General features: G+C 64.2%; 23 protein-coding genes. 8 read left to right on the plus strand and 15 right to left on the minus strand.

Features of this window, described 5'->3' with window-relative positions; all coding sequences use genetic code 11:
• Positions 1 to 11: 11 nt before the first annotated feature.
• The 3 genes from choV to SIN08_RS11830 all read right to left on the minus strand — a co-directional run bounded on the left by choV (position 12) and on the right by SIN08_RS11830 (position 3,084).
• Positions 12 to 1,217 (minus strand): choline ABC transporter ATP-binding protein, encoded by a 1,206-nt coding sequence (gene choV / locus SIN08_RS11820; protein WP_322451772.1) that lies wholly within the window; start codon positions 1,215 to 1,217, stop codon positions 12 to 14.
• On the minus strand, positions 1,214 to 2,068 hold the full coding sequence (gene choW, locus SIN08_RS11825) for a choline ABC transporter permease subunit (RefSeq protein ID WP_322451773.1): 855 nt from the start codon (positions 2,066 to 2,068) through the stop codon (positions 1,214 to 1,216). The genes choV and choW overlap by 4 nt, the downstream gene beginning before the upstream one ends.
• Positions 2,069 to 2,142: 74 nt before the next feature.
• Positions 2,143 to 3,084: a choline ABC transporter substrate-binding protein gene (locus tag SIN08_RS11830; protein ID WP_322451774.1), complete on the minus strand. Its 942-nt coding sequence runs from the start codon at positions 3,082 to 3,084 to the stop codon at positions 2,143 to 2,145.
• A 280-nt stretch (positions 3,085 to 3,364) separates the two neighbouring features.
• Here SIN08_RS11830 and SIN08_RS11835 point away from each other — a divergent pair, with 280 nt between their 5' ends.
• Positions 3,365 to 5,044 (plus strand): formate--tetrahydrofolate ligase, encoded by a 1,680-nt coding sequence (locus SIN08_RS11835; protein ID WP_322451775.1) that lies wholly within the window; start codon positions 3,365 to 3,367, stop codon positions 5,042 to 5,044.
• On the opposite strand, the gene SIN08_RS11840 is transcribed toward SIN08_RS11835, so the two are convergent.
• Positions 5,023 to 5,679 (minus strand): TetR/AcrR family transcriptional regulator, encoded by a 657-nt coding sequence (locus SIN08_RS11840; protein WP_322451776.1) that lies wholly within the window; start codon positions 5,677 to 5,679, stop codon positions 5,023 to 5,025. The genes SIN08_RS11835 and SIN08_RS11840 overlap by 22 nt on opposite strands.
• Positions 5,680 to 5,782: 103 nt before the next feature.
• Between SIN08_RS11840 and SIN08_RS11845 the strand changes: the two genes are divergently transcribed.
• Positions 5,783 to 6,523: an SDR family NAD(P)-dependent oxidoreductase gene (locus tag SIN08_RS11845; RefSeq protein ID WP_322451777.1), complete on the plus strand. Its 741-nt coding sequence runs from the start codon at positions 5,783 to 5,785 to the stop codon at positions 6,521 to 6,523.
• 123 nt (positions 6,524 to 6,646) lie between these two features.
• Here the strand turns inward: SIN08_RS11845 and rnk are convergent, their stop codons facing one another.
• Both rnk and SIN08_RS11855 read right to left on the minus strand, forming a co-directional pair.
• The gene (rnk, locus tag SIN08_RS11850; protein WP_322451778.1) at positions 6,647 to 7,057 is read right to left on the minus strand and encodes a nucleoside diphosphate kinase regulator; all 411 of its coding nucleotides are present in this window, start codon (positions 7,055 to 7,057) and stop codon (positions 6,647 to 6,649) included.
• A 240-nt stretch (positions 7,058 to 7,297) separates the two neighbouring features.
• On the minus strand, positions 7,298 to 8,428 hold the full coding sequence (locus SIN08_RS11855; protein WP_322451779.1) for a site-2 protease family protein: 1,131 nt from the start codon (positions 8,426 to 8,428) through the stop codon (positions 7,298 to 7,300).
• A 101-nt stretch (positions 8,429 to 8,529) separates the two neighbouring features.
• On the opposite strand from SIN08_RS11855, the gene SIN08_RS11860 reads away from it, so the two are divergent.
• The 3 genes from SIN08_RS11860 to SIN08_RS11870 all read left to right on the plus strand — a co-directional run bounded on the left by SIN08_RS11860 (position 8,530) and on the right by SIN08_RS11870 (position 12,620).
• On the plus strand, positions 8,530 to 9,279 hold the full coding sequence (locus SIN08_RS11860; protein ID WP_322451780.1) for a phosphatase PAP2 family protein: 750 nt from the start codon (positions 8,530 to 8,532) through the stop codon (positions 9,277 to 9,279).
• A 198-nt stretch (positions 9,280 to 9,477) separates the two neighbouring features.
• Positions 9,478 to 11,667, plus strand: coding sequence for an anthranilate synthase (locus tag SIN08_RS11865; RefSeq protein WP_322451781.1), 2,190 nt, complete (start codon positions 9,478 to 9,480; stop codon positions 11,665 to 11,667).
• A gap of 56 nt (positions 11,668 to 11,723) precedes the next feature.
• Positions 11,724 to 12,620 (plus strand): cation diffusion facilitator family transporter, encoded by an 897-nt coding sequence (locus SIN08_RS11870; RefSeq protein WP_322451782.1) that lies wholly within the window; start codon positions 11,724 to 11,726, stop codon positions 12,618 to 12,620.
• A gap of 69 nt (positions 12,621 to 12,689) precedes the next feature.
• Here the strand turns inward: SIN08_RS11870 and SIN08_RS11875 are convergent, their stop codons facing one another.
• From SIN08_RS11875 to SIN08_RS11895, 5 genes are all read right to left on the minus strand, one after another.
• A complete protein-coding gene (locus SIN08_RS11875; protein WP_322451783.1) occupies positions 12,690 to 13,094 on the minus strand; it encodes a GFA family protein in 405 nt (134 codons plus the stop codon).
• 13 nt (positions 13,095 to 13,107) lie between these two features.
• Positions 13,108 to 14,322, minus strand: coding sequence for a serine hydrolase domain-containing protein (locus SIN08_RS11880; protein ID WP_322451784.1), 1,215 nt, complete (start codon positions 14,320 to 14,322; stop codon positions 13,108 to 13,110).
• 131 nt (positions 14,323 to 14,453) lie between these two features.
• Complete coding sequence (locus SIN08_RS11885) at positions 14,454 to 15,200, minus strand: DUF899 domain-containing protein (protein ID WP_322451785.1); 747 nt, start codon at positions 15,198 to 15,200, stop codon at positions 14,454 to 14,456.
• 34 nt (positions 15,201 to 15,234) lie between these two features.
• Complete coding sequence (locus tag SIN08_RS11890; protein WP_322451786.1) at positions 15,235 to 15,594, minus strand: nuclear transport factor 2 family protein; 360 nt, start codon at positions 15,592 to 15,594, stop codon at positions 15,235 to 15,237.
• A 25-nt stretch (positions 15,595 to 15,619) separates the two neighbouring features.
• Positions 15,620 to 16,480 carry an alpha/beta hydrolase gene (locus tag SIN08_RS11895; protein WP_322451787.1) on the minus strand — a complete coding sequence of 287 codons (861 nt, stop codon included), beginning with the start codon at positions 16,478 to 16,480 and terminating at the stop codon, positions 15,620 to 15,622.
• A gap of 50 nt (positions 16,481 to 16,530) precedes the next feature.
• Here SIN08_RS11895 and SIN08_RS11900 point away from each other — a divergent pair, with 50 nt between their 5' ends.
• The gene (locus SIN08_RS11900; RefSeq protein ID WP_416208055.1) at positions 16,531 to 17,097 is read left to right on the plus strand and encodes a winged helix-turn-helix transcriptional regulator; all 567 of its coding nucleotides are present in this window, start codon (positions 16,531 to 16,533) and stop codon (positions 17,095 to 17,097) included.
• A 25-nt stretch (positions 17,098 to 17,122) separates the two neighbouring features.
• On the opposite strand, the gene SIN08_RS11905 is transcribed toward SIN08_RS11900, so the two are convergent.
• From SIN08_RS11905 to SIN08_RS11920, 4 genes are all read right to left on the minus strand, one after another.
• Positions 17,123 to 17,572 (minus strand): GFA family protein, encoded by a 450-nt coding sequence (locus tag SIN08_RS11905; protein WP_322451789.1) that lies wholly within the window; start codon positions 17,570 to 17,572, stop codon positions 17,123 to 17,125.
• Complete coding sequence (locus SIN08_RS11910) at positions 17,569 to 18,036, minus strand: SRPBCC family protein (protein WP_322451790.1); 468 nt, start codon at positions 18,034 to 18,036, stop codon at positions 17,569 to 17,571. Before SIN08_RS11910 ends, SIN08_RS11905 begins: the two co-directional genes overlap by 4 nt.
• An 85-nt stretch (positions 18,037 to 18,121) precedes the next feature.
• Complete coding sequence (locus SIN08_RS11915; RefSeq protein WP_322451791.1) at positions 18,122 to 18,607, minus strand: SRPBCC domain-containing protein; 486 nt, start codon at positions 18,605 to 18,607, stop codon at positions 18,122 to 18,124.
• A complete protein-coding gene (locus tag SIN08_RS11920; protein ID WP_322451792.1) occupies positions 18,597 to 18,941 on the minus strand; it encodes an ArsR/SmtB family transcription factor in 345 nt (114 codons plus the stop codon). Before SIN08_RS11920 ends, SIN08_RS11915 begins: the two co-directional genes overlap by 11 nt.
• A 405-nt stretch (positions 18,942 to 19,346) precedes the next feature.
• On the opposite strand from SIN08_RS11920, the gene leuA reads away from it, so the two are divergent.
• The gene (gene leuA / locus SIN08_RS11925; RefSeq protein ID WP_416208067.1) at positions 19,347 to 21,011 is read left to right on the plus strand and encodes a 2-isopropylmalate synthase; all 1,665 of its coding nucleotides are present in this window, start codon (positions 19,347 to 19,349) and stop codon (positions 21,009 to 21,011) included.
• Complete coding sequence (locus tag SIN08_RS11930) at positions 21,008 to 21,763, plus strand: alpha/beta fold hydrolase (RefSeq protein ID WP_322451794.1); 756 nt, start codon at positions 21,008 to 21,010, stop codon at positions 21,761 to 21,763. Before leuA ends, SIN08_RS11930 begins: the two co-directional genes overlap by 4 nt.
• Positions 21,764 to 21,837: the final 74 nt, after the last annotated feature.

The raw sequence follows: 21,837 nt of genomic DNA on the forward strand, positions 1-21,837 counted from the left end.
AGGGTGGCGGATCAGGGCAGCTCGGCCGGACTGCCGCGCACGATCGCCTTCAACACGTCGCGCACGCCGATTGCGCCGACGAAGCGGGATGCGTCGTCGAACAGGGCCACGGGAGCGGTCTGCGACTGGTGCATGGCCTGCATGACGATCTTCAACGGCGTGCCGGCGCGCGCCCAATAGACTTTGGGCTTGTCCTCCGACAGCGTCTCGATATCGTCGCAGGAGACCCAGATGGCCGGCTTGCCGTCGCGCTCGGCGTCGATCACCAGCATGTTCTCGTCGAATCGGAAGCGTGTCGTGCGCCGGCGGTCGAGCCACAGCCAGTGTTCGCCGGCGTTCTCCAGGTCGCGGGCATCGCGCATCACGTTCCAGGCCGTCAGCACGGAAAGCGGATTCACGTTGGCGATAAAGTCGCGCACATAATCGTTCTGCGGCCGCAGGACGATGTCTTCGGGAGCGCCTGTCTGGACGATGCGGCCGCCCTCCATGATGGAGATCCGATTGCCGATCTTGAGCGCTTCCTCCAGATCGTGGCTGACGAAGATAATGGTCTTCTTCAGCCGCTCCTGAAGCTCGACCAGCTCGTCCTGAAGCTTGGTGCGGATCAGCGGGTCGAGGGCTGAGAAGGGCTCGTCCATGAGCAGGATCGGCGCTTCGGTGGCGAAGGCGCGGGCGAGCCCGACACGCTGCTGCATGCCGCCGGAAAGCTCATGGGCGTATTTGCCGGCCCAGTCTTCCAGATGCACCAGCTCGAGCTGGGCCATCACGCGCTCCTTGCGCACTTTCGCCGGAAGGCCTGATAGCTCCAGCCCGAAGCCGACATTCTCGGCCACCGTACGCCAGGGCAGGAGCGCGAATTGCTGGAACACCATGGCCACGCATTCGCGGCGGATCTTTCTCAATTCCACGTCCGAGCACGTCACGACGTTGGCCGACCAGTCGCCGTCGCGAACGATCACCTCGCCGCGCGACACCTTGTTGAGCCGGTTGACCGCCCGCAGGAGGGTCGATTTTCCCGATCCCGAAAGGCCCATCAGAACGGAGATCTCGCCGCGTTCCACCGTCAGGTCGCAGCCTGCGCAGCCAAGCACCGCGCCGGTCTTCTCCAGGATCTCCTCGCGGCTTGCGCCCCGGTCGACCAGCGGCTGCGCTTCCGCGCGCTCCTTGTCGGTACCGAAGATGATGTCGACGGCGCGGAAATCGACGGCCGGGTTCATCGGTCGATCTCCCGACCGATGCGCGCCATCCGGTCGAGGATGATCGCCAGGATCACGATGGCGAGCCCCGCCTCAAGGCCGAGCGGAATGTTGACGGTGTTGAGGGCACGCACGACCGGTTTGCCGAGCCCGTTGGCGCCGATCAGCGCGGCGATCACCACCATCGAAAGCGACAGCATGATGCACTGGGTCAATCCGGCCATGATGGAGGGCAGGGCGGCCGGCAGTTCCACCTTCCACAACAGCTGGTTTCGTGTCGCACCGAAGGCCTGGCCCGCCTCCAGCATCGGCTTCGGGACGGAGGTGATGCCGAGATAGGTGAGCCGGATCGGTGCGGGCGAGGCGAAGATCACCGTGACGATCAACCCAGGCGCAGCCCCGAGGCCGAAAAGGATAAGAACCGGAATCAGATAGACGAAGGTCGGCAAGGTCTGCATGAGGTCGAGAACCGGCCGCAGGAACTGGTAGACGCGCTCGTTGTGCGCCGCCCAGATGCCGACGGGAATGCCGATGGCCATGGAAACGGTGGTCGCGGCGACCACCAGCACCAGCGTTTCGATCGTCTCCGCCCACAGGCCCTGGTTGATGATGAAGGCCAGGCCGACGAGCACGCCGATCGCCAGCTTCCACGAACGCTGCAGCGCATAAGCCCCTGCGGCGATCACCAGGACGACGACGCTTGCCGGCAGCCAGAGCAGGAAACCGGCCATGCCGTCGAGCACGGTCGCCAGACCGTCTGCCAGATTGTCGAAGATCCAGGAAAAATTGGTGGTGAGAAAATCGAAGAATTCGCGACCCCATCTGCCGATGGGGATTTTCCAGGCTGCAATCCACTGGGCTAAGAAATCCATGGGCTAAGCGGTTTTCCTGCTGCTTACAGTCGGGCGGAAAAAGGCGCCGCCGGTGCGGCGCCCACGGCTCCTCGTCAAAGCCCCAGATGCGCCCGGACCGCCTCCAGCCCGTCGTCGCCCTCGACGGTCGTCACACCCTCGAGCCATGGTTCCAGCGTCTCCGGGTTCTCCTTCAGCCAGGCCGCGGCGGCAGCCTGCGGCTGCTGTCCCTCGTCGAGGATGGCACCCATGATCTCGTTCTCCATCTCCAGCGAGAAGACCATGTTCTCCAGAAGCTGTCCGAGATTGGGGCACTCCTCGGTGAGGCCGGCCCAGACATTGGTGTGCACCGTGGCGCCGCCGTAGTTCGGGCCGAAGATGTCGTCGCCGCCCTCCAGATAGGCCATATCGATGTTCGCGTTCATGGGATGCGGCTCCCAGCCGAGGAAGACGATATGCTCCTCGCGCTGCACGGCGCGGCGCACCTGGGAGAGCATGCCGGCCTCCGAGCTTTCGACCAGCTCGAAATCGCCGAGACCGAAGGTGTCGTTCTCGATCATGTCGAGGATCAGACGGTTGCCGTCGTTGCCGGGCTCGATGCCGTAGATCTTGCCGTCGATCTCGTCTTCGAACTCGGCGATGTCCTGAAAGCTCTTGAGACCGGCGTCATAGGTGTATTGCGGGACGGCGAGCGTGTATTTGGCGCCTTCCAGGTTGGTGACGACCGTCTCCACCGAGCCGTCCTCGCGGTAAGGTGCAATGTCGGCCTCCATGGTCGGCATCCAGTTGCCGAGGAAGACGTCCACGTCCTTGTTCTGCAGCGAGGCGTACGTGACCGGCACGGATAGCACCTGCGTCTCCGGCTCGTAGCCGAGGCCTTCCAGCACCACGGAAGCGGTCGCCGTGGTGGCGGTGATGTCGGTCCAGCCGACATCGGAGAAAGTGATCGTGCGGCACTCGGCCGGCTCCTGGGCAAAGGCGGGCGCGGCGCACAGGAAGAGGGCGAGGCCGGCGACCACGCGTTTCGTCGGTGACATGGATGTTCTCCCCTTGAAAGTTGTTCACCATGCTTTTGTGTGTGCCCGCCGTTTAACCGGCTTCGACGCTTTATTCAAACGCAAGCACCATTTCGGGCCCGCCGCAAGCGGAAAGAAGGCGATTGCGCCTGTCCGGTGCCGGGCTTCGGGGCTGTTGTCGCAATTCGTGCAGTTTTCGCCTTATACGGAACCGTGCCGCGCGAGAGCACGCGGCTTATTGCCTGACGAGGGCGGGTGTGGCAGCAAAGGTTCGCCAACGGCAATCGGGGGAGAGACGCTCATGGCCGAAGTGAAATCCGACATCGAAATCGCCCGTGCGGCGGACAAGAGGCCGATCCAGGAGGTCGGTGCCAGGCTGAACATTCCGCCGGAGCATCTCCTGCCCTACGGTCACGACAAGGCGAAGGTGTCGGCCGAGTTTATCGCGCAAGCCCGGGGGAACGGCGACGGCAAGCTCATCCTGGTCACTGCCATCAACCCGACGCCGGCGGGTGAGGGAAAGACCACGACCACGGTCGGGCTCGGCGACGGTTTGAACCGCATCGGCAAAAGAGCCGCAGTCTGCATTCGCGAAGCCTCCCTCGGTCCGTGCTTCGGCATGAAGGGCGGGGCGGCCGGCGGCGGCTACGCCCAGGTCGTGCCCATGGAGGACATGAACCTGCATTTCACCGGCGATTTCCACGCCATCACGTCGGCCCACAACCTTTTGTCCGCCCTCATCGACAACCACATCTACTGGGGTAACGCCGAGGACATCGACATCCGCCGTGTCACCTGGCGCCGGGTCATGGACATGAACGACCGGGCGCTCAGGCAGATCGTCGGCTCGCTCGGGGGCGTGGCCAACGGGTTCCCGCGCGAGACCGGCTTCGACATCACCGTGGCCTCCGAGGTGATGGCGATCCTGTGCCTGGCGACCGATCTGCGCGACCTGGAAAGGCGCCTCGGCGACATCATCATCGGCTACCGCCGCGACCGCAGCCCGGTCTTCGCCCGCGACATCAAGGCGGACGGCGCCATGGCGGTGCTGCTCAAGGACGCGCTGCAGCCCAATCTCGTGCAGACGCTGGAGAACAATCCCGCCTTCGTGCATGGAGGCCCCTTCGCCAACATCGCCCATGGCTGCAACTCGGTCATGGCCACGACCACCGCGCTGAAGCTGGCGGACTACGTGGTGACCGAGGCCGGGTTCGGCGCTGATCTGGGGGCCGAGAAGTTCTTCGACATCAAGTGCCGCAAGGCCGGGCTGAAGCCGGCCGCCGCCGTCATCGTGGCCACCGTGCGTGCCCTTAAGATGAATGGCGGCGTCAAGAAGGAGGATCTCGGCACGGAAGACGTCGAGGCGGTGAAGAAGGGCTGCGCCAATCTCGGCCGCCATATCGAGAACGTGAAGCAGTTCGGCGTGCCGGCCATCGTCGCCATCAACCATTTTCATACCGATACCCCGGCCGAGCTCGAAGCCGTGCAGGCCTATGTGGCGGGGGAAGGCGAGGAGGCTGTCGTCTGCCGCCACTGGGCCCACGGCTCTGCCGGAACGGAGGAGCTTGCGCACAAGGTGGCGGCACTCGCAGAGAGCGGCATGTCTCAGTTCGCGCCCCTCTACCACGACGACATGCCCCTCTTCGAGAAGATCGACACGATCGTGCGGCGCATCTATCGGGGCTCGGAGGCGATCGCCGACAAGAGCGTGCGCAACCAGCTCAAGCAGTGGGAGGATCAGGGCTACGGCAATCTGCCCGTCTGCATGGCCAAGACGCAGTATTCCTTCTCCACCGACGCCAATCTGCGCGGGGCGCCGACCGGCCACGTGGTGCCGGTGCGCGAGGTGCGGCTGGCAGCGGGCGCCGGCTTCGTGGTTGCCATCTGCGGCGAGATCATGACCATGCCCGGCTTGCCGAAAACGCCTTCGGCCGAGCGCATCTTCCTTAACGAACAGGGTTATATCGAGGGATTGTTCTGACCCGCACGGGCGGTGCTCTTCGTGGAAGGCGTGCCGGCCGTTAGCCCGTCCCAGGCAACCATGGCCGCGTCCACGACGCTATCGAGCACCTCCATGGAGGCGCCATCCCTGGCCTGTATCGAAAGGCCCTGGTTCACGGTTGTGTAGAACCGGGCCATCGCCGCGGGATCCGCGGTCGCGGGGACATCGCCATCGCTGATGCCCCGGGCGATGCGCTGGCACAGATAGTCTTCGGCGCCCTTGCGGTTTTCCTTGAGGAAGCACCTGAGATCTTCGTGTTCCGGCGTTCCGATCAGTGCGGCGAGCACCACCAGACAGCCGCGGGGTACATCGGTGCGTACATAGGCGCGCGCATTGTGCCGCAGGACGGCTTCGACCGCCTGCCGAGCTGTCGGTGACTGCTCGATCTTCTCCTGGATCGGCGCCCCTTCGGTGGCGTCGTAGAGCGCGACCGCCTCGCGAAACAGCGCTTCCTTGGACCCGAAGGCCGCATAAAGGCTGGGCCTGTTGATGCCCATGGCCTCCGTCAGTTCGCCGAGCGAAGCTCCGTCGTAGCCACGCTGCCAGAACAGCACCATGGCGCGCCGCAGCGCTTCATCGCGGTCGAATGCACGCGGCCGTCCGCGTTCAGCCATGTCGGTTTCCTCTTTTGTACCGCTGTGTAAATAAATCGCTTGACCGGTCTCCGCAAGCGCAATAAGCATTTACGTACCAATCGGTATCTAAAAGGAGGCGGACATGCAGGATCTGCTCGGAAAGACGGCACTGGTGACCGGCGGCAGCCGGGGAATGGGCGCGGCCACGGCGCGTGCACTTGCCGCGCGCGGCGCCGATGTCGCCATCACCTACGTCAACGCCGAGGAGAAGGCGCAGGAGGTGGTGCGGGACGCGGAGCGGGCGGGCCGGCGCGCCCTGGCGGTCCAGGCGGATAGCGCCGACCGCGAGGCGGTGGTGAATGCCGTGCACGAGACGGCGCGTGCTTTCGGCGGGCTGGATATCCTGGTCAACAATGCCGGAATCTTCGCCTACGGTCCGCCCGAGGCGGTGACGACTGAGGAGATCGACCGCATGCTTGCCATCCATGTCCGCGCTGTCTTCCTCGCCTCCCAGGCGGCGTTGGGCTACATGAAGGCGGGCGGACGGATCATCTCCATCGGCTCCTCGCTGGCATGGCGGGTGCCCGGTCCAGGCTTCACGCTCTACGCGGCCAGCAAATCCGCGCTGATCGGATTTACCAAGGGGCTTGCCCGCGACGTCGGCGCGCGCGGGATCACCGTCAACGTCGTCGATCCGGGATCGACCGACACGGACATGAACCCTGCCGACCGCGAGGGGGCCGATAACGAGCGCGCGTTCATGGCGCTCGGCACCTACGGACGGCCCGAGGACATCGCCTCCATGATTGTCCATCTGGCGGGTGAGGGCGGTCGCGGCATCACCGGCGCCTCGATCGCCATCGATGGCGGTGTGACAGCATGAGAGCGTGGCTCTACTGACGGCGGCCGGGTTACTGGAGGTGATTTGGACGACGGACTGAAGCACACCTGACATCGCGTTTGCGGCCGGGCAATGCCCGGCCGCATCAGCCGAAATTGAGGGTCGTCAGCCCGCCTCTTCCTCCGGCTGGCGAATCTCGACGATGGTCAAACGGTGGATCTGGCCGTTGCGGGCGGTCCAGTTGATGGACTGGCCGGCAGACAGACCGATGAGCGCGGTGCCCACGGGCGTGGTTACCGAAACCCTGCCCTCGGCGATGTCCGCCTCCGCCGGAAAGACGAGCGTCACCGTTTTGGGATCGTTGTCGTCGGCGGTGTAGGTCACGCTCGAGCCCATGCGGACCACCGTTGCCGGCAGGGCATTGTCCTTGACCACGCGGGCGCGCTCGAGCTCGCTCAACATCGTTTCCGCAAGCGCGGGGTCGCGATCCTCCATCGCGGTGGCAAGGCCGAGGAGGCGGTCGTGATCGGTTCTGCACAGCGTGATCTTGGGCTTGCGCCCGGTCTTTTTCCGCATGGTGGTCATATCCAAGTGCTGCCGGCGCTGCCGGCCCTTCAATGTTGTTGTGATTGCGCCTGGAATCTGAAATCGCCGCGCCCGTGTGACGGGCAGACTTTCTTGCACCCCCGCGGTTCGGAGGCGCATGGCACCGAACCCCGGGGCTAGTGTCCCGCGATGGGACACACCCGAAGAAGAAAGAAGGGGGATCGCAGATGCCGTTCCATAATCGAAAGGTGGGGCAGGGCTTCAGCCATGTCAAGGCCGGGGAGGCAGGGGCGCTTGGCGTCTCAGCCGGCCGAAGCGAAACCCTTCCGGCATGGCCGAGCGCACCATCATCATCTCGCCGATGGTCTCGTGGGTCAAAAGCCCGACGAGACGACCCTCGCTGTCGACGACGGCCACCGCGGGGACGCTCTTTTCCTGCATCAGGCGGAAGCCCTCAGTGAGGCTCTGGCGCCGGTGAACGGAGGGCAGGCCGGTGCGCATGACACTGACCACCGGCGCATCGGGGCCGGTTTCCTTCAAGGCCGCGATCATGTCGTTGCGCGTGAGAAGTCCGTCCATGCGGCCGCGCGTATCGAGAATGGGAAACTCGTTCTGCGTCGTGGCGAGCAGCCGGTCGATGGCTTCGGCGATGGTGGCCGAGCGGTCGAGCGTGGTGAATTCGGTCACCATAACATCGCCCGTCAGAACACTGTTGGCGACGTCGCGGATCTGCGCATTTTGCGCTTCGGCCGCCGCCGCCAGATAGACGAAGATGGCGATGAAGATGAGAAGCGGATTGTAAAGCAGCCCGAGAAAGCCGAACAGGAATGCGAGCCCCTGGCCGATATTGGCGGCGATCTGCGTGGCTCGCGCCCAGCTCAACCGCGTCGCCAGCAAGGCCCGCAGCACGCGCCCGCCGTCCATGGGAAAGGCCGGGATCATATTGAACAACACGAGGAAGACGTTGACGCCGGCCAGCCGCACGAGAAAGTCGGCGCGCGGATTTTCCACCTGCAGCATCTGCTCGATGCCGGCCGTGCCTCCGAGCGCGACGAAGATGATCGCGGCGATCACCACGTTGACCATCGGCCCCGCGACGGCAATGAAGAGTTCCTGTCTCGGTTCCTCCGGCATGCGTTCGAGCCGGGCAAGGCCGCCGATCGGCAGAAGCGTGATATCCGGCGTGCGAATACCGTAGCGGCGCGCGGCCAGCGCATGGCCAAATTCGTGCAGCACAACGCAGGCAAAGATCGCGAGGATGAAGGCGACACCCTCCCAGGCGGCAGCCATGCCGCCAATCTGGTAGTGCATAAACCAGATCCAGATAAGAAGCAGGAAAAAGGTGATATGGACACGCACGACCGTGCCCGCGAATTTGCCGATGCTGAAGGACCATCTCATAACGAGGGGTGCTCCTGTGGACCCGGATTATGAACAAGCCAATGTAAAGGACATTTGTCGCGGCGGCACCATTTTCAAGCGCACGCGAATAAGGAGGCGAAATGACCTTCAGGGACAAAGGGATAAGCGAAACGGTAACCGGACTGGTCGAAGGAATGAAACAGCGGCGCGAGGCGGTGGCACCGGTCGTCGTGCTGATGGTCTTGGCTCTCGGGCTCTATGCTTTTCTGTCCATTGCCGACGAGGTGGCGGAAGGCGAGATTCGTGCCTTCGACGAGCAGCTGTTCCTTGCCATGCGCAGCGACACGGACCCGGCGGTACCGTTGGGGCCGGCATGGCTTCAGGAAACGGCGCTGGAACTCACCGCACTCGGAGGCTACGCGCTCATCATTCTGGCGCTGGCCACCGTCACCGGCCTGTTCGTCGTCACGCGACGCTACGGTCCCGCCGTCTATCTGGTGTTGTCGGTCGCGCTCGGGGCGTTGATGTCGCATTTCTTCAAGGAATTCTACGCCCGTCCGCGGCCGGACCTAGTCGATCATCTCGACAAGGTGCATACGGCGAGCTTCCCGAGCGGGCATGCCATGATGTCGACCGTCGCCTATCTGACCCTGGCCGCGCTGGTAATCCGCTTCTTCGACGACATACGCGTGCAGATCTACGTGGTCGCGGTGGCGCTCTTCGTCGCGGTGATCGTCGGTTGGAGCCGCGTCTATCTGGGGGTGCACTGGCCGAGCGACGTCGCGGCGGGCTGGGCCCTGGGCGTGGCCTGGGCGAGCTTCACCTGGCTCGTCGTCGCCTTCCTCCAGTTCTGGCGCCGCCGGGCGCGCCGGCGCGGCGGCGCGCGTTAAGGAAAGAGTTGCGCTGCCCGCCTTTCGCCGCTATGGAGAATGCATGAGCATGGTTGCAGACACGAAGCTTTGGTGGCGGGCCCGCTGAGAGCGGCCGGCGTAGCATTCGTGTGCAACTTCGACGATGGCCGCAGGTGAAAACCGGGCGGCCATTTTCATGATCGGGCCTCCCGGCGGCACCTCAAACGGGAGCACAAGATGAGCGTGGAAACCCTGGAAAGCGGAGCCGAGCGGTTCGTCACGGCGGGCGGCGTCACGGTCGTGCGCAGCCGCACGGAGACGTCATACAGCGGCGCGATCGATACCTATATCGATGCGCTCGACAGCCGGCGCGGCGCGGTTTTCTCCTCGAACTACGAATATCCCGGCCGCTATACGCGCTGGGATACGGCCATCATCGATCCGCCCATCGCCATCTCCGCGCGTGGCCGCGACATGAAGATCGAGGCGTTGAACCGGCGAGGCGAGGCGATGCTGCCGATGCTCGCCGGCGCGGTCGAGGCGCTGGCGGAGGTCGCAGTGACGGAGCGCTCGAAGCGTCGCCTGGCGCTGAAAGTGGCCGAACCGACGGAGATCGTCACCGAGGAGGAACGCTCGCGCGTTCCCTCCGTCTTCACGGTGCTGCGGGCGGTCACCGACCTCTTCCACACCGAGGCCGACAGCAATCTCGGCCTTTACGGCGCCTTCGGCTATGATCTCGCCTTCCAGTTCGATCCCGTCGGGTTGCGGCTGGAAAGGCCCGAGAGCCAGCGTGACCTCGTGCTCTACCTGCCCGACGAGATCCTCGTCGTCGACCACCACGCGGCCAAGGCCTGGCACGACCGCTACGACTATGCGGGTGCGGATTTTGCCACCGAAGGCATGCCGCGCGAGGGGCGTGTGGCGCCGTTCCAGCCTGCCGACCGCGTGCCCCCGCGCGCCGACCATCAGCCCGGCGAATATGCCAAGCTGGTCGAGAAGGCCAAGGAGAGCTTCCGCCGCGGCGATCTCTTCGAGGTGGTGCCCGGCCAGATGTTCTTCGAGCGTTGCGAAAACCGCCCGTCCGACATCTGCCGGCGGCTGAAGCAGATCAACCCGTCGCCCTATTCCTTCTTCATCAATCTGGGCGAACGGGAGTATCTCATCGGCGCCTCGCCGGAGATGTTCGTGCGCGTGTCGGGACGGCGCGTGGAAACCTGCCCGATTTCCGGCACGATCAGGCGCGGCGACGACGCCATCTCCGATTCCGAGCAGATCCTGAAACTCTTGAACTCCAAGAAGGACGAGTCGGAGCTGACTATGTGCTCCGATGTCGACCGCAACGACAAGTCACGCGTATGCGAGCCGGGCTCGGTGCGCGTGATCGGGCGGCGCCAGATCGAGATGTATTCTCGCCTTATCCACACCGTGGACCATATAGAGGGAAGGCTGCGGGAGGGCATGGACGCCTATGATGCCTTCCTGTCGCACGCCTGGGCGGTGACGGTGACCGGCGCGCCGAAGCTGTGGGCCATGCGCTTCATCGAGGAGAACGAGAAGAGCCCGCGCGCCTGGTACGGCGGGGCGGTGGGCATGGTGCATTTCAACGGCGACATGAACACAGGCCTGACGCTGAGGACCATCCGCATCAAGGACGGTATTGCCGAAGTCCGCGCGGGCGCCACCCTTTTATTCGATTCCGATGGCGCGGAAGAGGAGGCGGAGACGGAACTGAAGGCGTCCGCCATGCTTTCGGCCATTCGCGAGGCAGGGAAAACGAACATGGCGAACGAGGCGAGAGAAACCGCTCGCGTCGGCGAAGGAAAGAAGATCCTGCTCGTCGACCACGAGGATTCCTTCGTTCACACGCTGGCCAACTACTTCCGCCAGACGGGCGCCGAGGTCGTCACGGTGCGCACGCCCGTCGCCGACAGCGTGTTCGACCGGGTGAACCCGGACCTTGTGGTGCTGTCGCCCGGCCCTGGCACGCCGGAGGACTTCGATTGCACGGCCACCATCAAGAAGGCCCGCGGGCGCTCGCTGCCGATCTTCGGCGTGTGCCTCGGCCTGCAGGCGCTGGCGGTGGCCTATGGCGGGCAGTTGCGCCATCTGCACGAGCCGGTGCACGGCAAGCCCTCGCGCATCCGCGTGGGCGGCAACAGCCTTGTCTTCTCCGGCCTGCCGAACGAGGTGACGGTCGGGCGCTACCATTCCATCTTCGCCGATCCGGCGCGTCTACCCGGGGAATTCGTGATCACCGCCGAGACGGAGGATGGCGTGGTCATGGCCATCGAGCACGAAAGCGAGCCGGTGGCGGCCGTTCAATTCCATCCCGAATCGATTATGACGCTGGGCCAGGACGCGGGCATGCGCATGATCGAGAATGTGGTGGCGCACCTTCCGCGCAAGGCCAAGGTGAAGGCGGCGTAAGCTGTGCCGGCGGCCCCGCGCGCCGGGAGCATGGACGAGTGAGGGGTCGGTCAGGCATGACATCCGGCAGGACGGTTCGCCGTCTTTCCTTTTGGACGATCGTCGTCGGCGCGGCGGTTCTGGCGCTGAAATTCGCCGCCTGGTGGCTGACGGGCTCCGTGGCGCTTTTCTCCGACGCCATGGAATCGATCGTCAATGTCGTGGCGGCGGGCGTGACCTGGTACGCCATTCGCGTCGCGCACGCCCCGGCGGATGAAGAGCACCCGTTCGGGCACCACAAGGCCGAATATCTCTCCGCCGTGCTTGAAGGGGTGCTGATCGTTGTCGCGGCCCTTTTGATCTTCCGCGAGGCCGTGCTTGCCTTCTATCTACCGCATGCCCTGGAGACGCCGGGCGTGGGCATGGCGGTCAACGCGCTTGCCGCGGTCGGAAACGGGATATGGGCCCTGGTGCTCATGCGGGCGGGCCGCGCCGCGCGTTCGCCGGCATTGATGGCGGATGCCCGCCATCTGTGGAGCGATGTCATCACCTCGGCGGGCGTGATCGCCGGTCTTCTCCTGGCGCTCGCAACGGGCTGGTTGTGGCTCGATCCGGCGATGGCGGTGGTGGTGGCGGCCAGCATCCTCTGGCACGGCTGGCACCTCGTCAGCGGCTCGGTGCAGGGCTTGATGGACGTGGCGCTCGAGCCGGATGAGCGCGAGAGGGCCGAGCGCATCATCGCGGAAAATTACGAGGGCGCCCTCGAATTCCACGACGTGAAGACGCGCGAGGCCGGCCGCGCCCGCTTCATCGAGTTTCATCTCGTCGTCCCCTCGGACATGACGGTGGAGCGCTCGCACGAAATCTGCGACCGCATCGAGCACGCGCTGGAGGACGAACTGCCCGGCGCGCGGGTGACCATCCACGTGGAGCCGGAACACAAGGCCAAGAACGGACATTCCGAAGACGGATAAGGTCGCCACCGTCACTGCCGCGTCAGCGTGTTACCGACGGCGCCCGAGGAAATCGCTGCCGGCGTCGCGTCAGAGATGAGCGGTATGGCGGGGCGGCCGCTCCCAGGCGTCGTGCCGGCCGTCTTCGAACTTGACGGGGATGGCGGCCAGTTCCTCCCCGGGGACATCGTCCAGACACGCGACGTTGATCGCGTAGAAGGTGCCGCCGAGTTCCTCCAGATGCCCGCGCCCGAAGGGCTTGATACCGCAGTTTCTGCAGAAGAGGTGGACAATGGTGCCGCTTCCGAACCGGTATTCGGTGAGCGCATCGGCACCCGCAAGCAACCGGAAATCACTTTCCGGAACAACACTTTTCCAGAACCGCCCCTTGGTGCAGACCGAGCAATTGCAGCGGCTCGTCTCTTCGCGCAAGTCGAGTTCGGCGGCGAAGCGCACCGCGCCGCAGTGGCAGCTTCCGTGTCGCGTCTTCTCCATGACTTCTTTCCTATTACCCGATCGCCTTATAGGCATGATTCCAGAAATCGACGTAAGTCATTGGCGGTTCTGGTGAATCCATGAGCCTCTGCGTGAAGAGCATGCCGATCACCCGGTTCTGCGGGTCCGTGTAGGCGGTCGTGCCGTAGCCGCCGTTCCAACCGAAGGCGCCGGGCTTGAGACCCATCTTCGTCTCGCCGAGAATGACGGACATGCCAAGCCCCCAGCCGGCACCGCCATCTTCCATGAACATGGTGGCATCGGATGTGCTCATTTGCCCGGGCGTGAGTTGGTTGCGCGTCATCTCGGCCACGGTCTCGGGCTTGAGGATGTGCGTACCGTCCAGTTCTCCCTCGTTCAGCATCATGCGCTGGAAAGCGGCATAGTCGTCCACCGTCGTCACGAGCCCGCCAGCGCCGGAATCCATGGGCGGCGGGGCGGTGAAGTCGACGCCCTGTTCGGGGCCGTACTCGATGAGGGCGCCGTCCCCCGCGGCAAAGTCCGGTCCGTATTGCGTGGGCAGGCGGTCGAGCTTTTCCGGCGGCACGTAGAAGGCAGTGTCCTTCATGCCGAGCGGCTCGAACAGCCACTCCCGCATGACCTCGCCAAGCCGCTTTCCGGTGGCCCTCTCGACCAGGATTCCGGCCACGTCGAGGCCGTTATTGTAGAGGAAGCGTTCGCCGGGCTGGTAGGCGAGGGGAAGGCCGCCCAACCGTTGCATGTATTCGTCGGACGTCATCTTGGGCAACACCCAGCTCGGCGCGATGCCCGCCTCGCGCATGGCTAACTGGACCGGGTATTTTTCCGGGAAGACCATGATGGCGCCGAGGCCGAAGGTCTGTGTCAGGAGATGGCGCAGGGTGACCGGGCGCTCGGCGGGCACCGTGTCCTCGAGGTCCGATTCCACACTCCTCAGTACGCGGGGCCGGGCGAGCTCCGGGAGGAACTCGTCGACCGGATCGTCGAGACCGATTGTGCCGTTTTCCACCAGCTTCATGGCTGTAGCGGCCGTAATGGGCTTGGTTATGGAGGCGACACGAAAGATCGTGTCGCGCGTAATCGGCTTGCCAGCGCCATCCATCTCAAAAGTGCCGGTTGTGCCGACGTGGGTTTCGCCGTCATGGTGGATGAGCCAGGTCGCACCGGGGATATAGCCGTCGGCCACGTGGCGGTCCATCTTCTCTTGCAGGGCTTCGAGAACCTCCGCCATTGCAGCTTTGCCTGCCATCGTCTCTCCTTTTGCCGTCCCGCCGCCGGCGGCGCGGGCGAGGCCCGCGACACCAAGTGCAATTGAAGCCGTGGCGCCCTTCAGCAGCGAGCGCCGGCCTATCGTTTGATGCAAATCCATGGTGCTCCTCGTCAGTCGTCGAAGAACGGCAGGCTGGCGCGGGGGCTCTCCACGCGGCCCTTCGGCTCTTCCCATTCCTCCTGGCGGCCGAGCGCGGTCAAATCGAGCCAGTAATAGGCGCCGCCCATCGCCTCGTCGCCGCGGCCGAAAGCCGAATAGGTGTGGTAGACGTCGTTGCCGACGCGCAGGAAGCAACTGAGGCCAGCCGCTTCGGCCGGCGGCTCGCCGTCGAAATAGTAGCCGGTGCCGGCCTTCTGGTGCTCTTCCCTGGTGCGGTAGTTGTAGATCGCCGGCGCGCGGTTTTCGTCGATCGTTACGCCGAAATCGTAGTTGAAGTCGCTGCCGTAGGACGAATACCAGGGGAAGGTCCAGCCGCGCTCGGCCTTGTAGCGCTCGAGCTTTTCAAGCGGCGCCCGCGATATACAGGCGAATGACGTGTCGCGATGGTTGAGGTGGCGTATGAGCCCGTCCGACATTTCGTCGGCATCGCCTGTGCAGCCGGGGCAGCCTTTCTCCCAGCGCGGATCGAACATGAAATGGTCGACGATAAGCTGGCGCCGGCCCTCGAAGAGATCGATCAATCTCTTCTTGCCGTTCGGTCCGTCGAAGACATAGTCCTTCTCGACCTTGACCATCGGCAAGCGCCGGCGCTCCGCGCTCAATGCGTCGCGCGCCCGCGTCATTTCCTTCTCTTTGGTCAGGAGCGCCTTGCGGGCTTCCAGCCATTCCTCTCGCGAAACGATTTCCGGCAAGCTCATTTTCTCCTCCTTGACGTGTTGCGTGCCGCCTCCCTCAGGAAGGCTGGAAGACGCCGTCGGTGTAAGCCGCGCCGAAATAGACGTTGATGGCGCGAATGCGGCTGCCTTCGAAGTCGAAGGTCTCGACATTGCGAAACTCCTTTCCCTCGCGGGTCCGACACAGATACAAGACGAAGACGCGGTCCCCCGACCCGACAATTTCTTCCAGAGAATGTCGCTCGATGCGTTCGCTGTTTGGCCAGCAGCGTTCGAAATAGGCGCGCTTGTCTATCGCGTCGTCATAGGGGCTGGTGAAGGTGAAGTCGTCTGCCAGCAGCGGCTCGATCATTGAGCGGTCCTTGACACGGTAGGCTTCGAAAAGCTGCCGGACGGTTTTTCCCTTCTCGTTCGTCATTTCGATCTCCCTCGCGGGTCTCGGGTTATGCGCAGGTGTGCTCGGCGATGGCGGAAAGGATCTGGTTCCAGTCCGCCGGGTGCAGTTCGTGCCCGCCTCCCTCGATCCTGACCAATCTGGCTCCATCGACCTCCGCGGCCAAAGCGGCGCCGTGCTCGACAGGGAAGAGCGGATCGGTCGTGCCGTGAATAACGAGCAACGGCGGGACCAGTTCGTTCAGCTTGCCTTTCCACCCGTCGCCACCTTTCAGGATAAAGTGGTTCGTGGCACTGACGAAGGACCGGGCACGCGCCACGTCGCGCTCGACCAGATTTCTGGCGGCAGTCTCGTCATAGGGATGGGTTGTGCCGGCGATCATCCGGGTGTCCTTGATGATAAAGTCGATCACCTCGGCCTCGTTGGTCCAGTCAACCATCTCTCCCGCGGCAGCATGCTCCTGGTATGCCTCGCTCATTGGTGGCAAGGAGGACGTATCCGTGCCGATTGGAGAGGTGCTGATGGCCGTGAGCGTCGCCACACGGTCCGAATGCGCCAGGGCAACCATCTGGCCGATCATTCCGCCAAGGGACATGCCGACGATGTGGGCCGACTCTATCCCGTAAGCGTCGAGAACACGGATGGCGTCGCCGGCCATATCATCGAAGGTGTAGGGTGGATTGCCCGGCTCATAGGTCGTCGACAGGCCCGTGTCGCGGTTGTCGTAGCGGATGACGTATCGGTCCCGCGCGGCAAGTTTCCTGCAGAACTCCTCGGGCCACCAAAGCATGGAGGCCATGGCACCCATAATGAGCAGAACCGGCGGATGGGACAGGTCGCCAAATGCTTCCGTGGCGATCTCAATGCCATCTGTCCTGATTACGCGTTCACTCGTGGGCAACAGGTCCATGGTACCGTCCATTTTGATTGTATTTTGCAACTGGTTGCATATTATTTATAATGGTTCCATATTGCAATCAGTTTTTCAGGAGGTGTGATTTGGAAGTGGAAAAGGAAACCGCCGCCCACCGCTCGGGCTGCCCCATCAACCTCACCGTGGAGGTGCTGGGGGACAAATGGTCCCTCGTCGTCCTGCGCGACATGATGTTCGGAAACCGCCGTCATTTCCGCGAGCTGTTGACGCAATCGGAGGAGGGGATCGCCTCAAACATCCTGGCCGACCGCCTGCGCCGGCTCACCGCGGAAGGGGTGATCTCCAGAAAGGACGATCCCACCCACAAGCAGAAGGCGATTTACAGCCTGACGGAGAAGGGCGTCGAACTCCTGCCCGTCTTCGCCATGATCGGCGCCTGGGGCCGCAAATGGCTGCCGGTGACGGAGGCGCTTTCCATCCGCGCACAGCTTCTCGAGGAGGGCGGACCGGCGCTCTGGGCTGATTTCATGGAGGAGTTGCGCCAGGAGCATCTGGGCACGCCGCCCGCGCGCCCGCGCAAAGGTCCGGGCGTGCGCGAGCGGCTGCGGGCCGCCTATGAGGAGGTCGCCGCGCGCAACGGGCTTTCGAGCTGACGAACCTTGCGCACGTCCCGGCTCCTCACAGAAACCCGGTCACGGCGGGCGGTCGGTCCCAGGCGTCGTGCCGCCCGTCCTCGTAGATAACGGGGGCGCCCGCCAGTTCCTCGTCGCTTGCATCGTCCAGACAGACGATATTCACCGCATGGAACGGCCCGCCCATGATGTCGAAATCGGCGCTGGCAAAGGGGTGGACGCCGCAATGCCTGCAGAAGAGGTGGCGGATTCCGCCGTCGCCGAAGCGGTATTCCGTCAGCGCCTCCTCGCCGGAAAGAAGCGAGAAATCCTCCGGTGGCACGAAGATCTTCCAGAAGCGCGTCTTGAGACAGGATGAGCAGTTGCAGCGGCGGGTGGAGGTCCACCATGGGCCCTCGCGCGTCGGCTCCGAGCGCTCTCCTTCCGGTGCGAGATCGAGATTGGCGGAAAAGCGCACCGCGCCGCACTGGCAGCTTCCGTGATAGGTCTTTTTCACCGCATATCCTCCTTCCGTGCTTCGATATAGCTGCCCAGGCGGTCCAGGCATTCTCCCCACCCCTCGGCATGGCCGTCGCGCGCGTCAATGCTCGTGAACGGAGCCTGATGAAAGGTGAGCTTCGTTCGCCCATCATCCACCTCCTCGAAGGTGACGGTGACCAGCGTGTCGATCGCGTCTTCTTCCTCCCAGGTGAAGGTGAAGACGATGCGTTCCGGCGTGACGATCTCCCGGTAGGTGCCGTGCGCCCAATATTCCCGTCCCTCCGGCGAGCGTATGGAGCTTCGCCATGCGCCTCCTTCCCGGAAATCGGTCTTGATGGAGGGAACGGAGAAATCCTTCGGCCCCCACCAGCGAGCGAGATGTTCCGGGGCGGTCCAGACCCTGAAGACGAGGGTGCGCGGGGCATCGAACATGCGGGTGAGGGTGAGGGACGGTTCGTCTTTCGTCGTGGTCGTGTGCATTGCGGTCTCCTTGCGAGACGGGGAAAGGCGAGTCGTTGCGGAGCCTTGTCCCGGTCCGCTCGCGAAGTGATTCAAGCGCTCGGCTTCACGCGTGGCTCTGGTCGGCGAGGCCCGCCAGATAGGCGGCGAGACTGTCGAGCGTCTCGTTCCAGCCGCCCTCGTGGCCGTCACGGGCGGCCTTGGATGCGAAGAAGGCCTGATGCAGGGTGAGGCGTGTCCCTTCGCCATCTTCCTGGAGGCGGACGGTCACCACCGTCTCGTGCCCGGGCTTGCCTGTCTCGTCGTGCCAGGCATGGGTGAAGACGATGCGCTCAGGCACGACGATCTCGCGATAGGTGCCGCTCAGCCAATGCTCCTCGCCGGAAGGCGCGCGCATGCACGTCCTGAAGGTTCCCCCGGGGCGGATCTCGCCTTCTGAGAAGGGGATGGTGAAGCCAGTCGGGCAGCACCAGCGGTTGAGGTGCTCGGGCCTGGTCCAGGTCTCGAACACGAGCGTGCGCGGGGCGTCGAAACGGCGCGAGATGTAAAGCTCGGCATCGGACTGCCGGGCGGCTGCAGACTCAGACGTCATCGGAAGGCTCCTTCTCCTGCAATTCCTTCAGATAGCCGTCCAGGTGATCGAGGCTCTCATCCCAGAAGCGGCGATAGCGCTCCACCCAGTCGGCGACTTCCTTGAGCGGCCCGGCCTCCAGGCGGCACGGGCGGTATTGCGCGGTTCGCCCGCGCGAGATCAGTCCGGCGCCCTCCAGGACCTTCAGATGCTTCGAGATTGCCGGAAGCGACAGATCGAAGGGAGCGGCGATCTCGTTCACCGTCGCTTCCCCTTCGCACAGCCGCGCCAGCATGGCGCGGCGGGTCGGATCGGCCAGGGCGGCGAAAGCCGCGCTCAGCGGGTCTTCTTTCATTGTATTTTCTATTCTGGTTAATTAGCTAGTATGTTAAATACATCGGACGTTCCGTGCCGTCAAGCCGCCCCTTGCGCCTGTCTCCGGCGTGAGCTATCAAGCGGCCATGTCACAGAGCGCGTGCATTTCGAGCTTTCATCCGTCCGCAGGCTGCGGCGCGGTCGCGCACGCGCTGCTCTCGACCCTGCTCCTGCTCGGCCTTATCGGCGATCGTCGGGTCCGGTGAAGGGGCGCCCGGCGATCGTGTCGCCGGATGCACTGGCGCGCTCCTTCCATTCAACAATCTAGACGAAGCCTTGACAGAAGGCCTTTCCCATCGGACCAAATCACCGGGGGGCAGCCGCTGGAGTTATTAAGATGGACGTGAAGAACGACATCGCCAATGACAGGGCGGGGGTGAAGGGCATGCCTACCGCCGCACGCAAATATCAGCCCTATCCGCATGTCGACCTGCCCGACCGCACCTGGCCGTCGAAGCGCATCGAGAAGGCGCCGATCTGGTGCTCGGTCGATCTGCGCGACGGAAACCAGGCGCTCGTCGACCCCATGGGGCACGAACGCAAGGCGCGCATGTTCGCCCTGCTGCTCGACATGGGCTTCAAGGAAATCGAGATCGGCTTTCCCTCCGCCTCGCAAACGGACTTCGATTTCGCCCGCTGGGCGATCGAACAGGGCAATGTGCCCGAGGACGTCTCGCTCCAGGTTCTCGTGCAATGCCGGCCGGAACTGATCGCGCGGACCTTCGAGTCGCTTAAGGGGGCCACGCACCCCATCGTGCACTTCTACAATTCCACCAGCGAGCTTCAGCGCCGCGTCGTGTTCGGCAAGGATGTGACCGGCATCAAGCGGATCGCCACAGATGCCGCCAAGATGATCACCGACATGGCGGCCAAGGCGGGAGGTGGCTACCGTTTCCAGTATTCGCCGGAGAGCTTCACCGGCACGGAGCTCGAGGTGGCGCTGGAAATCTGCAACGCGGTGACCGAGATCGTCCAGCCGACGCCCGAAAACAAGCTCATCCTCAACCTGCCGGCCACGGTGGAGATGTCGACGCCCAACATCCACGCCGACCAGATCGAGTGGATGAGCCGCAATCTCGACCGGCGCGACTCGATCATCCTGTCGCTGCATCCCCACAACGACCGGGGCACCGGCGTTGCCGCCACCGAGCTCGGCCTGCTGGCCGGCGCCGACCGGGTGGAAGGCACGCTGTTCGGCAATGGCGAGCGCACCGGCAATGTCGACATCGTCACGCTGGCGCTCAACATGTACACGCAAGGGGTGGATCCGCTGCTCGACTGCTCGGACATCAACCGCATCAAGGATGTCTACGAATATTCCAACCAGCTCAGGATTCCCGAGCGCCATCCGTATGTTGGCGAGCTTGTCTACACCGCTTTCTCGGGCTCCCACCAGGATGCCATCAACAAGGGCATGAAGGCCTTCCGCCAGGCGAACAAGGAATTGTGGGAGGTGCCGTACCTGCCCATCGACCCGGCCGATGTGGGCCGGACCTACGAAGCCATCATCCGCATCAATTCCCAGTCCGGCAAGGGCGGCATCGCCTATGTGCTGCAGGCCGATTACGGGCTCAATCTGCCGCGCAATCTGCAGGTGGAGTTTCGCGAGGACATCCAGGCCATCACCGACAGGGATGGCAAGGAACTCCCCGCCAAGCGCATCCATGAACGGTTTATGGAGCTTTATGTCGACCAGCCCGGTGCGCGGCTGAAATTCGTCGACCACCAGACCTTTCCGGATCCGCAGGTGCGGGGGCGGCGCATCGTCGAGGCGACGATCCTGGATAATGGCGAGGAAAAGATCATCAAGGGTGTCGGCAACGGACCGATCGACGGCTTCACCAACGCGCTTTCCAGCCATATCGGCGTCGACATGACGGTGTTCAACTATTCCGAGCATTCGCTGCAGCGCGGCGCCGATGCGGCCGCCGTCTGCTACATGGAGATGGAACATCCCGGTGGCAAGCTGTTCGGCGTCGGCATCAACACCAACATCGTGACCGCTTCGCTCGAGGCGGTTGTGTCGGCGGCCAACCGCATCGTCGGGTGAGCACCCCGCTCTACATGGACGAGACGGGCGAGGGCGAACCGACCCTCGTCCTCCTGCACGGCTTTGCCGCCACGCACCGGGCGTGGGGCGGTGTGCGCGCGGCACTCGGCAGCGGCGTGCATGTACTGGCCTTCGACCTGCCGGGCCATGGACGCTCGCTGGATTTTTCGGATGCCGGTCCGGCGCGTGTCGCTGCCGAGGCGGTGTGTGCCGTTCTCGATGGGCGCGGCATCAGGCGGTTTCATCTGGCCGGCCATTCCTTCGGCGGTGCAGTGGCGGCGCTGATCGCGCTGGCACGCCCGCAGGACGTCGCCTCTCTCACGCTCTTTGCGCCGGGCGGCCTGGGACCGGAGATCAACGCGCCGCTCCTGCGCCGCCTGGCCGTCGCCGACAGCGCCGGCGAAGTCCGCGATTGCCTCGCTCTCATGTGCGGCCGCGGCGGCGCATCCGAAGCCGTGGTGAGCGAGGCGATGGCGATGCGGGCCACCCCGCGGCAGCTGACCCTGCTTACCCGCATCTCGAAGCTGATCACGCGCGAGGGGCGGCAGGGTGTTCTGCCGCGCGACCTTCTGGCGGCGCTCCAAATGCCGGTCCATGTTGTCTGGGGCAGGCTCGACGCCGTCTTGCCCGTGCGCCAGACAAGCGATCTGCCGACACGCTTTTCGCGCCATATCTTTGCCGATCTCGGGCATATGCTGCCCGTGGAAGCGCCGGAAGAGATGGCGCGTATCCTTCGTCGGGCGATCGGCTGAGGCCGGCCCTACTGCCGGGCACGAAAACGGAACAAATCGAGATGATTTTCCCTCCCGCCCGTGTTAACGATGGG

The organism is Chelativorans sp. M5D2P16, assembly GCF_034427935.1.
Taxonomy (GTDB): Bacteria; Pseudomonadota; Alphaproteobacteria; order Rhizobiales; family Rhizobiaceae; genus Chelativorans.